The 12,524-nt window shown below is 70.7% G+C and carries 12 protein-coding genes; 5 read left to right on the forward strand and 7 right to left on the reverse strand.

Features of this window, described 5'->3' with window-relative positions; translation table 11 throughout:
- Positions 1–12: 12 nt before the first annotated feature.
- Positions 13–1,527, reverse strand: a complete 1,515-nt coding sequence (locus tag AB0M95_RS07555) for an AMP-binding protein (RefSeq protein ID WP_363760870.1) — start codon at positions 1,525–1,527, stop codon at positions 13–15.
- A gap of 198 nt (positions 1,528–1,725) precedes the next feature.
- On the opposite strand from AB0M95_RS07555, the gene AB0M95_RS07560 reads away from it, so the two are divergent.
- The 3 genes from AB0M95_RS07560 (at position 1,726) to AB0M95_RS07570 (ending at position 3,992) form a co-directional block, all read left to right on the forward strand.
- Positions 1,726–2,910 (forward strand): thiolase family protein, encoded by a 1,185-nt coding sequence (locus AB0M95_RS07560; protein WP_363760873.1) that lies wholly within the window; start codon positions 1,726–1,728, stop codon positions 2,908–2,910.
- A gap of 159 nt (positions 2,911–3,069) precedes the next feature.
- Positions 3,070–3,564, forward strand: a complete 495-nt coding sequence (locus AB0M95_RS07565; protein ID WP_363760876.1) for an SDR family oxidoreductase — start codon at positions 3,070–3,072, stop codon at positions 3,562–3,564.
- Positions 3,522–3,992 carry a hypothetical protein gene (locus AB0M95_RS07570; RefSeq protein WP_363760879.1) on the forward strand — a complete coding sequence of 157 codons (471 nt, stop codon included), beginning with the start codon at positions 3,522–3,524 and terminating at the stop codon, positions 3,990–3,992. The genes AB0M95_RS07565 and AB0M95_RS07570 overlap by 43 nt, the downstream gene beginning before the upstream one ends.
- Positions 3,993–4,001: 9 nt before the next feature.
- Here the strand turns inward: AB0M95_RS07570 and AB0M95_RS07575 are convergent, their stop codons facing one another.
- Positions 4,002–4,736 (reverse strand): ferritin-like domain-containing protein, encoded by a 735-nt coding sequence (locus AB0M95_RS07575; protein ID WP_363760882.1) that lies wholly within the window; start codon positions 4,734–4,736, stop codon positions 4,002–4,004.
- Positions 4,737–5,142: 406 nt separating this feature from the next.
- The gene (locus AB0M95_RS07580; RefSeq protein ID WP_363760885.1) at positions 5,143–6,669 is read right to left on the reverse strand and encodes an N-acetylmuramoyl-L-alanine amidase; all 1,527 of its coding nucleotides are present in this window, start codon (positions 6,667–6,669) and stop codon (positions 5,143–5,145) included.
- A gap of 185 nt (positions 6,670–6,854) precedes the next feature.
- On the opposite strand from AB0M95_RS07580, the gene AB0M95_RS07585 reads away from it, so the two are divergent.
- Positions 6,855–8,999 (forward strand): family 10 glycosylhydrolase, encoded by a 2,145-nt coding sequence (locus AB0M95_RS07585; RefSeq protein WP_363760888.1) that lies wholly within the window; start codon positions 6,855–6,857, stop codon positions 8,997–8,999.
- 42 nt (positions 9,000–9,041) lie between these two features.
- Here AB0M95_RS07585 and AB0M95_RS07590 read toward each other — a convergent pair whose 3' ends face one another.
- Positions 9,042–9,638, reverse strand: a complete 597-nt coding sequence (locus AB0M95_RS07590; protein WP_363760891.1) for a GNAT family N-acetyltransferase — start codon at positions 9,636–9,638, stop codon at positions 9,042–9,044.
- A 569-nt stretch (positions 9,639–10,207) separates the two neighbouring features.
- On the opposite strand from AB0M95_RS07590, the gene AB0M95_RS07595 reads away from it, so the two are divergent.
- Positions 10,208–10,780 (forward strand): NADAR family protein, encoded by a 573-nt coding sequence (locus AB0M95_RS07595; RefSeq protein ID WP_363760894.1) that lies wholly within the window; start codon positions 10,208–10,210, stop codon positions 10,778–10,780.
- Positions 10,781–10,808: 28 nt separating this feature from the next.
- Here AB0M95_RS07595 and AB0M95_RS07600 read toward each other — a convergent pair whose 3' ends face one another.
- From AB0M95_RS07600 to AB0M95_RS07610, 3 genes are all read right to left on the reverse strand, one after another.
- On the reverse strand, positions 10,809–10,997 hold the full coding sequence (locus AB0M95_RS07600; RefSeq protein ID WP_363760897.1) for a hypothetical protein: 189 nt from the start codon (positions 10,995–10,997) through the stop codon (positions 10,809–10,811).
- Between the two features lie 69 nt (positions 10,998–11,066).
- Positions 11,067–11,453, reverse strand: a complete 387-nt coding sequence (locus AB0M95_RS07605) for a VOC family protein (RefSeq protein ID WP_363760900.1) — start codon at positions 11,451–11,453, stop codon at positions 11,067–11,069.
- A gap of 52 nt (positions 11,454–11,505) precedes the next feature.
- Positions 11,506–12,456: an aminoglycoside phosphotransferase family protein gene (locus AB0M95_RS07610; RefSeq protein WP_363760903.1), complete on the reverse strand. Its 951-nt coding sequence runs from the start codon at positions 12,454–12,456 to the stop codon at positions 11,506–11,508.
- Between the last annotated feature and the right edge of the window lie 68 nt (positions 12,457–12,524).

A 12,524-nucleotide genomic window follows, 5' to 3' on the forward strand; every position in this document is an offset into this window, starting at 1 on the left:
CGACCAGTGTCGTCACGATTGGGTCGACCCGACAAGTCGGCTGATGACCTCGTCGCGGACCGCCGTGCGGCGGGCCTTGCCCGCAAGGTCGCGCAGCGGAGCGTCTCTGAACTCGATCTGTCGCGGCACTTTGTACCCGGCGATTCGTTCGGCCAGGAATGCGACGAGCTCATCGGCCGTGAGCTCGGCCGAGGGGTCTGCCTCGACGAGGGCGTAGGGGACCTGCCCAAGGTCGTCATCGGGAATGCCGACGACGAGGCAGGAGAGGATCGCGGGGTGCGCCGAGATCGCGGACTCGACCTCAGCGGGGTACACCTTGCGACCGCCGACGTTGAACATGTCGACCCGGCGATCGCTGATGTACAGGAACCCGTCCTCATCGAACCACCCGAGGTCACCGACCGTGTCCCATCCGTCCCTCGTCTCAGGCTCGGACCCGATGTAGCGATACGTGGCGCCGGCAGTCGGCCGCATGAAGATCTCGCCGACCTCCCCCGCGGGGAGCATGCGCCCCTCCTCGTCGACGATCTTCATCTCGCCGACGAGCGGGCGACCCACCGACCCACGGTGCGCCAGCCACTGGTCGCCGCGGATAGCCGTGACCGAGACCATCTCGCTGCCGCCGTACATCTCCCAGACAGCGGTCGGGCCGAGGATGTCCATCCACGCCTCCTTCAGCTCCGGGGGGCACGCAGCCGCCATATGCCACAGGTGGTGAATCGATGAGACGTCGTAGGCACTCGGGTCTGCCTTGTAGACGGGGAGCATCCGCTGCAGCACCGTCGGGACGGTCGACATGAACGTGACACGGTGCTCGGCGATGAGGCGCAGGCACTCCTCGGCGTCGAAGCGAGCCATGAGGACCACGTGCTGCCCGAGCAGCAGTCCCTGGATCGTGGTGACGAACGGGGTGTTGTGGGTGAGCGGGCCCGTGACGATCTGCGTCTCGCCGGGGATCAGCCCCATCGCCGCTGCAAGCGGGCCGGCGTCGATGCGGCTGTCCTGGGTGGCGGCGATGAGCTTCGGACGGCCCGTACTCCCGCCGGAGGGCACGACCTTCCACACCGGCGACACGACCGACGGGAGCGGCTCATCCGAAAGCGATGACGAGGGTTCGAAGCCGCTCGGAACGCTGGGCGTGGACATATCGGTTCCCTCGCGTCCGACGATGAGCGCTCGCGGCACGAGCGCCAGGATGTCGCGGTACTCGTTCTCGGGCAGGCGCGCCGAGAGCGGGGCGACGATGGCACCGAGCTTCCATGCGGCGACCGCCGCCTGAATCCACTCGAGGCCGTTGGGGAGAACGATCGTGACGTAGTCCCCCTGCCCGACCCCCAGTTCTGCATAGGCACGCGCAAGCCGGTTCGTCGAGGACTCCAGCTCGCCGCGCGTGATGGTGACGGCGCCACAGGTCACCGCGGGCGCGTCGGGCTTCTCGGCGGCAAGGCGTCCGAGCTGGTCGCCGATCGGCAGCACGGCGTTCTCGGCCTGACTCGTCGACTGCTCGGACTGCTGAGTGGACGTCATGGTCTGCTCACCTTCGTTGTGGGTCGCAGCAGTCACTTCGTCGCGCGTTCGGTCACGTCATTGTGAAGCTGCATTAGTTCGTGAGTAAGACCATCATCCCAACAACAGCCGCTTGTCAACCGACCTTGTGGGCAATATGTGAACCTGCAATAGTCATCGTCGACCTCACACGGTCACTCACCAACGAGGAGCATCGCCGTGCCGACCCCCGTCATCGTCGACATCGTCCGAACCGCCTCAGGGCGGGGCAAGCCGGGCGGCGCGCTATCGACCTACCATCCCGTCGACCTGCTCGCAGAGCTTCTGCGCGCGGTGACGGCACGGAACGAGCTCGACCCCGCGATCATCGACGACGTCCTGATCGGCTGCGTCGGGCAATCGGGTGAGCAGGCCATGAACATCGCGCGCAACGCCGTGCTCGCAGCAGGCTTTCCGGTGACGGTTCCCGGCGCGACCGTCGATCGGCAGTGCGGCTCCGGACTTCAGGCTGTGACGTTCGCCGCCGCCTCTGTCGCCGCGGGGATTCACGACACCGTCCTGGCCGGCGGCGTCGAGATGATGAGCCGGATCCCGCTCAATTTCGCCACGTCTGGTCGAGACCCGTTCGGACCCGCAATCGGCCGGAGATTCACGGGGGGCCTCGTCGGGCAGGGGATCTCGGCCGAACTGGTCGCCCGACGCTGGGGCCTGGACCGAGACGAACTCGACGCCTACGCGACGCTGTCGCACGCCCGCGCCGCCGCCGCAACCGCTCGAGGAGTCTTCGACCACGAGATCGTCCCGGTGACCCCGCCCGGAGCGGCCGCACCCCACACGGCGGACGAGACCATCCGTCCGGGCACGAACGCGTCGGATCTGGCGGCGTTGCCCTCGGCCTTCGCGTCATCGGACGCTGCCGCACGGTTCCCTGACATCACGTGGCGTGTGACGGCGGGAAACTCTTCGCCGCTTACCGACGGCGCGAGCGTCGCGCTCATCATGAGCGAAGCGAAGGCGTCGGAGCTCGGCCTCACCCGGCGGGCGCGGTTCGTCTCCCATGCCGTGGTGGGGAGCGACCCGATCGAGATGCTCACGGGGGTGATCCCCGCAACGAGACGCGCCCTCACCCGCGCCGACCTCACGATGACCGACATCGGCGCATTCGAGATCAACGAAGCGTTCGCGTCTGTTCCGCTCGCATGGGTGCGCGACCTCGACGCGGACCCGGAACTTCTGAATCCGTACGGCGGCGCGATCGCGCTCGGCCATGCCCTCGGCTCGTCGGGAACGCGACTGCTCGGCACGCTTCTCACACGGCTCGAAGACACCGGGGCCCGCTACGGCCTGGAGGCCGTCTGCGAAGGACAGGGGATGGCGAACGCCGTCGTCATCGAACGGCTCTGACGCGCTCGAAGATGCCGGGATGCGGGTGCTCCGACACGGGACTCCAGGGCGAGCCTAGGGCGCTGAGGCGCCGGACCTGTTCCTCACTGACCTGTCCACTCCCGAGGGCTGCGAGCAGCTAGCTACCCACGTTGCGGAGCGCGTGGACACGATGTGCTCGTGAACAACGCGGGGCTCGAGCAGCCGACGCGCCTCGAGAGCATCGAGGCCGAGGCGCTGACTCGAACGCTCCGCGTCAACCTCCAGGCACCGGTGCTCCTCGCCCGGTCGTTGCTGCCTCAGCTGCGCAGGTCGGCTGCTCCATCGGTCGTCAACATCACCAGCATCCACGACGCCGTGCCCTATGCCGGCAACGTCGCCTACGTCGCATCGAAGGCCGGGCTCGAGGCGGCGGGACGCACGATGGCGCTCGAGCTCGCCGCCGAGGGAATCCGCGTTAACTCCATCGCCCCCGGGGTGATCGAGACCGACATGAACCGCGAAGTCATCGACGGGTCGAGACAACTTCGAGGACTGGAGCCCCGACCCCCGCTGACCGGTTCCTCCCTGAGCGGAAGCCACGCCCGTCAGGCCACCTTGACGTCAGGATGGCCTGACGAAATACTCGGGGCATGGTCACACCTGACGAGCTCGAGAAGCGGTTCACGCTGCTGACGGCCACCGCCCGGTACGACGACCTGCGCGCCCGCGAGGCGCTGGCGTCCTGGGCGCGGGACGATTCCGGCGAAACGGGCGACGCCGATCCGTACACGCCGCCTCCCCTGACGCGGGAGGAGGCGCTGGAGGCGCTCGCCCTCGGAGAGGTGATCGCGCGCAAGGCCGCGTACGGCCGGCAGCTCGCCGTGCGGTCGGCGCGCGCGGCCGGGGCCTCCTGGTCGCAGATCGGGGCGGCCCTCGGGACGAGCAAGCAGGCGGCCTGGGAGGCGCACAGCCGATGGATCGACGACCAGGCGGAACGCCATCGCCGTGACGGCTACTCCGGCATGGACGAGCAGTACAGCGCGGCCGCGCGTGTCCTCGCCGGCGAGCTCGACGCCGGGCCCACCCCGGACGACGACGGCGCACCACCACCCGTCCGGTGAGGGCCGCAGTCAGGTGAGGGCGGCGAGGGACCTCCGCCCGCGGGGGAAGACCTTGTGCGTCACCGCGGCGAAGAAGGCCGTCACATCGGCGACGAAGACCGTCGCCGGGACGCCGAGGCGGCGCAGCGCGGGGCCGTGGTCGAGGGCGACGACCGCGCAGACGCCGAGCGTGAGCACCCACCAGCCGTAGCGCACGGCCGCGCGTAGCGGCCGGGGCAGGTCCCGGAACCCGTCGCGCAGCCGGTCGCAGTGGAAGGGGACGTGCCGCCGCTCGTCGTCGAAGATCCGGCCCGCGACCTCCGCGGTGAGCCGATCGCCGCTCCCGTCGCGCAGCGCCCGGTAGTAGCGCAGGGCGATGACCTCGGCGATCATGAGCACCATCAGTTCGAGCCGGAGCCCCAGCATGCGGCGCAACCGGACGAACACCGCGTCGCTCCAGTGCCCGCTGATGATCGGCGCGCCGGCGGCGGCCAGCAGGCGCGCAAGCAGCCGCGCATGGTTACGCTCCTCGGCGACGAACAGGCGCACCGCCCGCGTGTAGCGGTCGTCGCCCGCCGCGGCGGCCTTGGCGACCAGGTTGGCGCCGTCGCCGTCCTCGCCGACCTGGAAGCGTTGCAGGCTGCGCAGCACCGAGCCGTGCAGGCGTGCGCCCGCCGTCCAGTCGGGATCACCCCGCAGCTCGCGCCGCCGCGCCTCGGCCTCGAAGTCGCGCAGCCAGTCGTCGAAATCATGCGTGTCCGCCATGTCAGCGAACGTATGGGTCGCCTGTGCAGAAACCGCGCAGCCGTTGTGGGGGCTTTGCCAGAGCCATGTGCGAGTACGCCGCACCGCGACCGCCCGGCGGAGTGCGTTCCCGGACGCGCGACCGCCTTTCCGGCACGCCTTGATAATGGGTTGACAGTGATATTCACGGCGGATTGTTCGAGGCCGTGAAATGACCGCCGCGCCCGCTCGCCGCGATGCCCGCCGGCGCCGACGCCGAGCTTGGCGAGAAATTCTGGCCTTGTGGACCGGCGGAACGCGCGTGGCCCGCGCCTCCGGGCGGAGGCGCGGGCCACAGGGGTGGAGCTACGGGCGTCCCGTCAGGCACCGCCGAACACGGCGCTTACGGACACGGCATTGACGGACACGGCGCTGACGGACGCGCCCGTCAGACGCGCGAGATGCGGATCGCGTCGGCGATGACGTAGCCGACGCCGGAGGTCCAGCGGCTCACGGCGACCGCGTTGTAGTCGCCGGCGTTGAGCGCGAAGGTGCCGATGCTGCGCCAGCCTCCGCCGCCCGATCGCTGGTCGACGTACACCGTCTGGTTGCCACTCGACGTGGCGACGATGTACGGCGCCGAGCTGTTGTAGCCGGGGTCGGAGGAGTACCAGACCTCCACCCGGTAGTTGCCCGCGCTCGGGATGGCCGCCTTGTACCAGGCCGGGTCGCTCGACGCGACGGGGTTGGCGAAGCGGTAGTCGGCGCCGTACCGCTGGGAGGAGAAGGAGGACGTGCCCCAGTTCGCGCTCGCGGTGAACCGCCCCGCGGTGGTGTTGTCGAGGGTCGTGGACCAGGACGGGGTGCCGCCGCCGGTCACGTACGACATGTAGGTGTTCCAGTTCCAGTGCGGGCCCGGGTCGGTGTGCGTCGCGCCCGGTACCTCGACGTGCCCGATGATGTGGGTGCGGTCCTTGGGGATGCCGTACTTGTCGCAGATGTAGCGGGTCAGCGCCGCCGAGCCGCGGTACATCGCGTCGGTGAACCACGAGGCGTTGTCGACGAAGCCCTCATGCTCGATGCCGATGGACCGGGTGTTGTAGTTCCAGTTGCCGGCGTGCCAGGCGACGTCCTTGTCGCGCACCATCTGGGTGACGGCGCCGTCGGAGGAGCGGACGACGTAGTGCGCCGACACCTGGGCGCTCGGGTTCTGGAACCACGAGATGGTACCGGCGTACGAGCCCTGGGTGACGTGGATGATCACCCGGTCGATGGCGTAGCTCGACGGGCGGCTGGAGGCGGTGTAGTTGCTGCTGCTCGCCGCGACCCAGCTCCCGTTCGGGTAGTCGGGGCTGGCGGCGAGGGAGGCGTTGAGGTCGCGGGTGCGGGCGTAGGCGCCGCGGTCGGCGGTGACCTCCTGCGGGGCGACCGTCACCCCGGCGGCCTGGACCCCGGTGCCGAGCAGCTGGTACACGGTGTCGGCGTAAAGCCGGGCGATCTCGGGGGTCGAGGCGTTGGCGTACGCGGCGACGGCCTGGTACCACCGCCCGGCGTCCTTCCTCGCCTCGGCGTCGAGCCCGGCCTTGTCGGCGTACGAGCGCAGCACGGCGGCGCCGCCGAGGATGTTGGCGCCGGTGTCGGAGCGCAACGCGTCCACCGACAGGCCGGTGAGCTCGGCTGCGCGTTCGAGGGTGTGGTTGGTGGGGTTGCTGACGAGGTGCATGACGCCGTACCCCCCGCCGGCGCTCGGCTTGCCGCCGTGGCCGTCGAGGTGGGTCTCGGAGTAGGCGAGCGCGACGAGCAGGTCGCGGGGCACCTCCTGGGCGGCGGCGGCGCGGGCGAACGCGTCGGGCAGGGGCGCGGGGGCCGTGGCGTGGGCCGGGCGGACGGTGAAGACCAGGACGGAGCAGGAGATGACGAGGGCGGTGAGCAGGCGGTGTGCGGCTGTGGCCGGCCTGACATCGGGGGGTGTCATGGGGACTCCTCGGTAGAGGGTGCCAACGGCTGCACAGTAGAAAGTTTGATGACAAATGTCGATAATTGACATTACTTTCCATTTGACCGAAGATTTCTGTCCGACTCGACCGCATGTCAAGATCAATCTGACCGACCGTGTGAAGACTATTGCGTTCCGGCGCGCTTGCGATGAAGATTCTTTACATGACCACACCCGGAGCGGGCCGTACGGGCCGGCTCACCGCCGCACCCCCGGTCACCGCTCCCCGCACCACCCCCGGCACAGCCGCCCGCACAACCACCCGCGCGGCCGCCCCCCGCCGCGGCGTACTCGCCTCCCTCGCCCGTGCCGCAGCCCTGGGCCTCTCCTTCCTGCTGCTCGGCGCGCTCCTCACGCCCACGGCGTCCGCGAGCGCCGCCCCCGCCTCCGTTTCCGCGACGGCGCCGGCCGTCTCCGTCTCCCCGACGACGTCGGCCGCCTGCGCCACCGACCCGGCGACCCCCAAGCGCCAGCTGCGCGCCATGTGGATCGCGAGCGTCGCCAACATCGACTGGCCGAGCCGCACCGGCCTCACCGCGGCCGCGCAGCAGTCCGAGTTCCGCGCGTGGCTCGACCTCGCGGTCCGCGACCGGATGAACGCCGTCGTCGTGCAGGTCAGGCCGACGGCCGACGCGTTCTGGCCGTCGCCGTACGAGCCGTGGTCGGAGTGGCTCACCGGCACCCAGGGGACCAACCCCGGCTACGACCCGCTCGCCTTCATGGTCGCCGAGGCCCACGCCCGTGACCTGGAGTTCCACGCGTGGTTCAACCCATACCGCGTCGCCAACCACGAGGACCCGAACCGCCTGGTGGCGAGCCACCCCGCACGCAGGAACCCGTCCTGGCGGTTCGCCTACGGCGGCAAGATGTACTACAACCCGGGCATCCCCGCCGTGCGGACGTTCATCGAGGACGCCGTCATGGACGCCGTGACCCGCTACGACATCGACGGCGTGCACCTGGACGACTACTTCTACCCGTATCCGGCCAGCGGCCAGACGATCCCGGACGCCGACACCTACGCGCAGTACGGCGGCGGCTTCGCCACCATCGACGACTGGCGGCGCGACAACGTCAACCTGATGATCAAGGAGACGGGCCGGCGCATCCACCAGGCCAAGCCCTGGGTGCGGTTCGGCGTGAGCCCGTTCGGCATCTGGCGCAACGCCTCGACCGACCCGCTCGGCTCGCGCACCTCCGGACTGCAGTCCTACGACGCCATCTACGCCGACACGCGGCTGTGGGTGAAGCAGGGCTTGATCGACTACATCGCGCCGCAGATCTACTGGCACATCGGCTTCGCCGCCGCCGACTACGCCGCCCTCACCTCCTGGTGGTCGGACACGGTACGGGGCACCGGCGTCCAGCTCTTCGTCGGCCAGGCCGCCTACCGCGCGGGCGTGTCCGGCCAGGACCCGGCGTGGCAGCAGCCTGGCGAGCTGTCCAGCCACCTGTACGAGAACCGGGGGCATCCGGAGGTCGCCGGGGACATCTACTTCAGCGCCAAGGACGTCCGCGCCGACCGCATCGGCGCGTTCACCCGGGTGATGACCGACCACTACACCAGGCCCGCGCTGGTCCCGGCTTACGGCTCGGCGTCCGCGCCCCAGGCGCCGTCGATCACCTCGGCGACGCGGGTCGCGGGCGGCGTCGCCCTGGCCTGGCGCGGCGGCCCGGGCGCCCCGGTGTCCTACGCCGTCTACCGGGTCGGCGGCTCCCCGAGCGCGGACCCGTGCCAGTTCGCCGACGCGCGCAACCTGCTCGCCACGACCCGCGCGACGTCATTCACCGACACCACCGCGTCGTCCTCCGGCGCGTACACCTACTACGTGACGGCGTCCGACCGCACGCACCACGAGAGCGCGCCCAGCGCGGGCCGGGCGGTTCCGGGCACCGGCGGCGGGTTCAGCGTCATCGTGGACAACGCCGAGGCCGGCTTCACCGCGAGCACGGCCTGGGGCACGTCCGCGTACTCGCCCCAGCGATACGGCGCCGACTACCGGTTCGCGACCCCCGTCGCGGCGAGCGACCCGGCGTGGTTCTCGGTCGCCGTTCCCGAGGCCGGCTCCTACCGGGTCGAGGTCCGGTACCCGGCCGACCCCGGCTACAACTCGGCCACGCCGTACATCGTCGCCACGGCCACAGGCAACCAGGTCGTCACCGTCGACCAGCGGACGGGCGGCGGCCAGTGGCGCGACCTCGGCACGTTCACGCTCGCGGCCGGCACGCGCGACATGGTCGGCGTGAGCCGCTGGACCTCGGCGACCGGCTACGTCATCGCGGACGCCGTGCGCGTCACCCGGGTGTGACGCGCACCGGCGACCATGCCTGCCCCGTGCCTGCCCGGCGGCTCACGAGCGGCCGGGCAGGCGCATCATCGGGTACAGGGCCGGCCCGTCCGGCAGCACCATCGGGTCGCCCACGTCGCGGTAGCCGTGCCGCAGGTACAGCTCGCGGCTGCGGGTGCTGCTGGCCTCCAGGTAGGCGGGGACGCCCGCCGCGTCCAGCGCGCGGTGGTGTTCGCGCAGCAGGGCGCTTCCGGCGCCCCGGCCCTGCTGCTCGGGCAGCACGGCGAGGTAGGCCAGGTAGTGGTGCGGCAGGTGCGGGTCGTACTCGTCCCTCAGCTCGGCGAGCGTCGCGAAACCGTCGGCGTAGACGTCCTTGAGCGACATGACGTACTCGTCAAGGCCGGGCGCCGGGGGAACCGGGGGCCCGTCGTTGCGGAACCACACGGCCACCGCCGCCCCGTCGGCCGTCGCGTGTACGTCGCCGTAGGCGAAGGCGTGCCCGGCATGCCGGGAGTAGATGCCTGGCAGGATCTGGCGGCGGTCGTCCTCCGGCGGGACGAGCCAAGCCGACACCTCCAGGTCGTGGAACGCGGTGCCGATGACGCCGCCGATCTTCTCGGCGGCCCCGGGCTCATCGTGAACACGGATGATCTCGGTCATTTGCTTCCTCCGATCGCCGCCTGGGCACCCAGGCCGATGCCGGCGTGAACGCGCACGTCATCGGCCGACCGGAGATCCGGCAGAGCGACACCAGTCACGACGCGTGATCTTATAGGCGTTTTGTCAAATCTGCCATTACTCACTCCGAACAAGATGTCCGGGACGGACCATCAGTGATCGTGCGCGAATGGGAACCGGACGGCCTCCACCCGTCGAATGCCGTGACGCCCGTCCGGCCGGCACGTCAGCACGATCGAGACGTCCATAATCCCGGATGAACCAGGGAATACGACTGCCCCACCAACCCCACCGGTCCCTGCCGGAGGCCGTGCCCGATTACGGATGCCCGGCCGAAAAGAACCGGGCCGACCATTTCCAGGTGACCTCGAAAATCCTTGACTGACGCCCAATGGTCCGACGCTATACAAAGCGACCGAATCCCTCGATTCCCCACCCGCGGCGCGGCCGGATCCACGTTTCCCCCAGCCCCCGAGAACGCCCCGTCGACCCCAGGGTGACGACGGGGTCGCGATATGCGATGGCAGGCAAGCATCAGGACATGTCACTGTATGACGGTGTCCGAGACTCTCACCCTGCCGTACTCCGTGGACGAGGCCGTCGCCGCCGAGAAAGCCGGCCGCGGCCTGCGCTATCTGTTCTTCTGGGGCCACCGCCCCGCCCGCGACGGCGGCGTCGGCCCGGGCGTGCTCAGCCAGTGGTGGCCGGGCGACTTCACCGAAGACGGCCACCTGTTCCGGTCCGCCGAGCACTACATGATGGCCCACAAGGCATGGCTGTTCGGCGACGGCGAGACCGCCGCCGCCGTCCTCGCCGCGGACCACCCCGCCGAGGCCAAGGCGCTCGGCCGCAGGGTGCGCGGCTTCACCGACGAGACGTGGAACGCGCACCGGTCCGAGATCGTGACCCGCGGCAACATCGCCAAGTTCGGCGGGGATCCAAAGCTGAAGGCCTTCCTGCTCGCCACCCGGGACCGCGTCCTGGTCGAGGCGAGCCCGCGCGACCGGATCTGGGGCATCGGGCTCGCGGCCTCGGACGAGCGCGCGGCCTCCCCCGCCACGTGGCAGGGCCTCAACCTGCTCGGATTCGCCCTCATGAGGGCACGTGACGCCCTGGCGGCCTGAGCTTGGGCGCGCACGTCCTCAGGGTCGTTCATCGCCGTCCCCCCAGGGCGCGCCTGGCGCGGACGTCCCAGACCGGGGTGACGGCGGTGACATCCGGGCCGTGCCCGCGCCGGTAGAGCGGATGCCGGTAGACATCGCCGACCTGGAAGTCCTCGAAGTGGCGGCCGTGCCACGACACCTGGCGCCCGCCGTCCCGCGCCGCCGATCCGTCGTCCATGGTGTTTCTCCCCGGGTGTGGTGAAACGCGCGTCACACGCGTTTCACCACGCCGGCCCGGCCCGGAGGTTCAGGAGGAGGGGAACAGGCAGAACTCGTTGCCCTCGGGGTCGGCGAGTGTGGTCCAGCCCTCGCGGGCCGCGATCACGCGCGCCCCGAGCCCGACCAGCCGCGCGACCTCTGACTCGACGTCATCGCAGGTCAGGTCCAGGTGCAGGCGGTTCTTGACGGTCTTCGGCTCGGGGACCAGCACGAAGAAGAACCGCGGCGCGCGGCCGGGCGCCTCGACGAGCACGGTGGGATCGTCCTCGGGGTCGTCGACGCCCATGCCCCGCAGCCGCTCCAGCTCCGCCTCGTCGTACGGGGCGACCGCGTACCCGTCCAGGACCGCCGCCCAGAACCGGGCGACCGGCGCGGGATGACGGCAGTCGACCACGACGTCCTTGACCCGGGCCATGCCGCCATGATGCGCCCGCCCCGGCCGCTGATCCACTCGTTTTCGGCGGACCCTACATTCCCAAGTCCCTGCTCCCCTGAGCACCGCGGGCCACGGCGTCCGGGTACAGCCGTTCCAGGGCGGCGAGGCTCTTGGACAAGTAGACGTCCTGGCCGGGGTCCAGGCCGTAGGCCAGGTCCTCCAGCAGAGAGCACCTGGCGTAGAAGGCGGCGCGGGCGGCGATCGCCTCGCGCCGGCCGTCGCCCGGGTAGCGGCTCAGGGCGCGGTCGAGCGCGGCGGGACCGAGGTCGCGGTAGAGGAGGCCGAAGTCGTAGGCCGGGTCGCAGATCGCCGCATCGCTCCAGTCGATGACGCCGGTCACCGTCCCCGTGGCCGGGTCGAGGAGGACGTGCTCGACGCCCAGGTCGTTGTGGGAGAACGCCAAGGCTTCGGGGCCGGGCGGCGGGGGCGCCTCCAGGAATGCCTCGATGGCCGGGCGGCGCGCCGCGGGCACCCGCGCGGCGACCGTCGCGTACATCTGCGCGGCCTCCTCCAGCCACACCCGGGGCGGCTGGTGGTCGACCTCGACCAGAGGGACCAGGTGCTCGGCCGCGGCGCCGTGCAGCGCGGCGAGCAGCTCGCCGGCGGCGGCGCCGACCGTCTCGGCGTGCTTCGGCCACCGCGACAGGGGGACGCCGGTCAGCGGCAGGCCGGGAAGCTTGCGGTAGGCCAGGCAGCCCCGCTCCGCGTCGGCGAAGCACGGCTCGGGTACGGGCAGCGGCGCGAGGTCCGCGACGGCGGCGAGCAGCCGGGCCTCGCCCTCGACCCGCGCGGCCCTGGCCTCCGGGTCGGGGTCCTTGGCGAAGCGGACGATCAGCTCGCCGCCGACGCCGGTGACCTGGTAGGCGACGTTGTCCTCGCCCTCGCCGAGCAGCGTCACGGACCTGATGGCGTACCCCGGAAGGCGCGCCGCCACGATGTCGCGGACGTCCCGGCCACGGCTCCCCGCCTCGTCGTCGTTCATGCGTCCCATTTGCCAACACGGCAAAGAAATTCGTCAACCCGACAAGGGTTCCCGCACGATCTGCCTCG

It is taken from the genome of Sphaerisporangium sp. NPDC051017 (genome assembly GCF_040683095.1).
In the GTDB taxonomy this organism is placed as follows: domain Bacteria; phylum Actinomycetota; class Actinomycetes; order Streptosporangiales; family Streptosporangiaceae; genus Sphaerisporangium.

Excerpts from the sequence above, each read along its gene's own strand:
- AB0M95_RS07610 (WP_363760903.1), bottom strand. The coding sequence starts at position 12,456 with ATGAACGACGACGAGGCGGGGAGCCGTGGCCGGGACGTCCGCGACATC.
- AB0M95_RS07600 (WP_363760897.1), bottom strand. The coding sequence starts at position 10,997 with ATGGACGACGGATCGGCGGCGCGGGACGGCGGGCGCCAGGTGTCGTGG.
- AB0M95_RS07595 (WP_363760894.1), top strand. The coding sequence starts at position 10,208 with ATGACGGTGTCCGAGACTCTCACCCTGCCGTACTCCGTGGACGAGGCC.
- AB0M95_RS07570 (WP_363760879.1), top strand. The coding sequence starts at position 3,522 with ATGGTCACACCTGACGAGCTCGAGAAGCGGTTCACGCTGCTGACGGCC.
- AB0M95_RS07575 (WP_363760882.1), bottom strand. The coding sequence starts at position 4,736 with ATGGCGGACACGCATGATTTCGACGACTGGCTGCGCGACTTCGAGGCC.
- AB0M95_RS07580 (WP_363760885.1), bottom strand. The coding sequence starts at position 6,669 with ATGACACCCCCCGATGTCAGGCCGGCCACAGCCGCACACCGCCTGCTC.
- AB0M95_RS07555 (WP_363760870.1), bottom strand. The coding sequence starts at position 1,527 with ATGACGTCCACTCAGCAGTCCGAGCAGTCGACGAGTCAGGCCGAGAAC.
- AB0M95_RS07605 (WP_363760900.1), bottom strand. The coding sequence starts at position 11,453 with ATGGCCCGGGTCAAGGACGTCGTGGTCGACTGCCGTCATCCCGCGCCG.
- AB0M95_RS07590 (WP_363760891.1), bottom strand. The coding sequence starts at position 9,638 with ATGACCGAGATCATCCGTGTTCACGATGAGCCCGGGGCCGCCGAGAAG.
- AB0M95_RS07585 (WP_363760888.1), top strand. The coding sequence starts at position 6,855 with ATGACCACACCCGGAGCGGGCCGTACGGGCCGGCTCACCGCCGCACCC.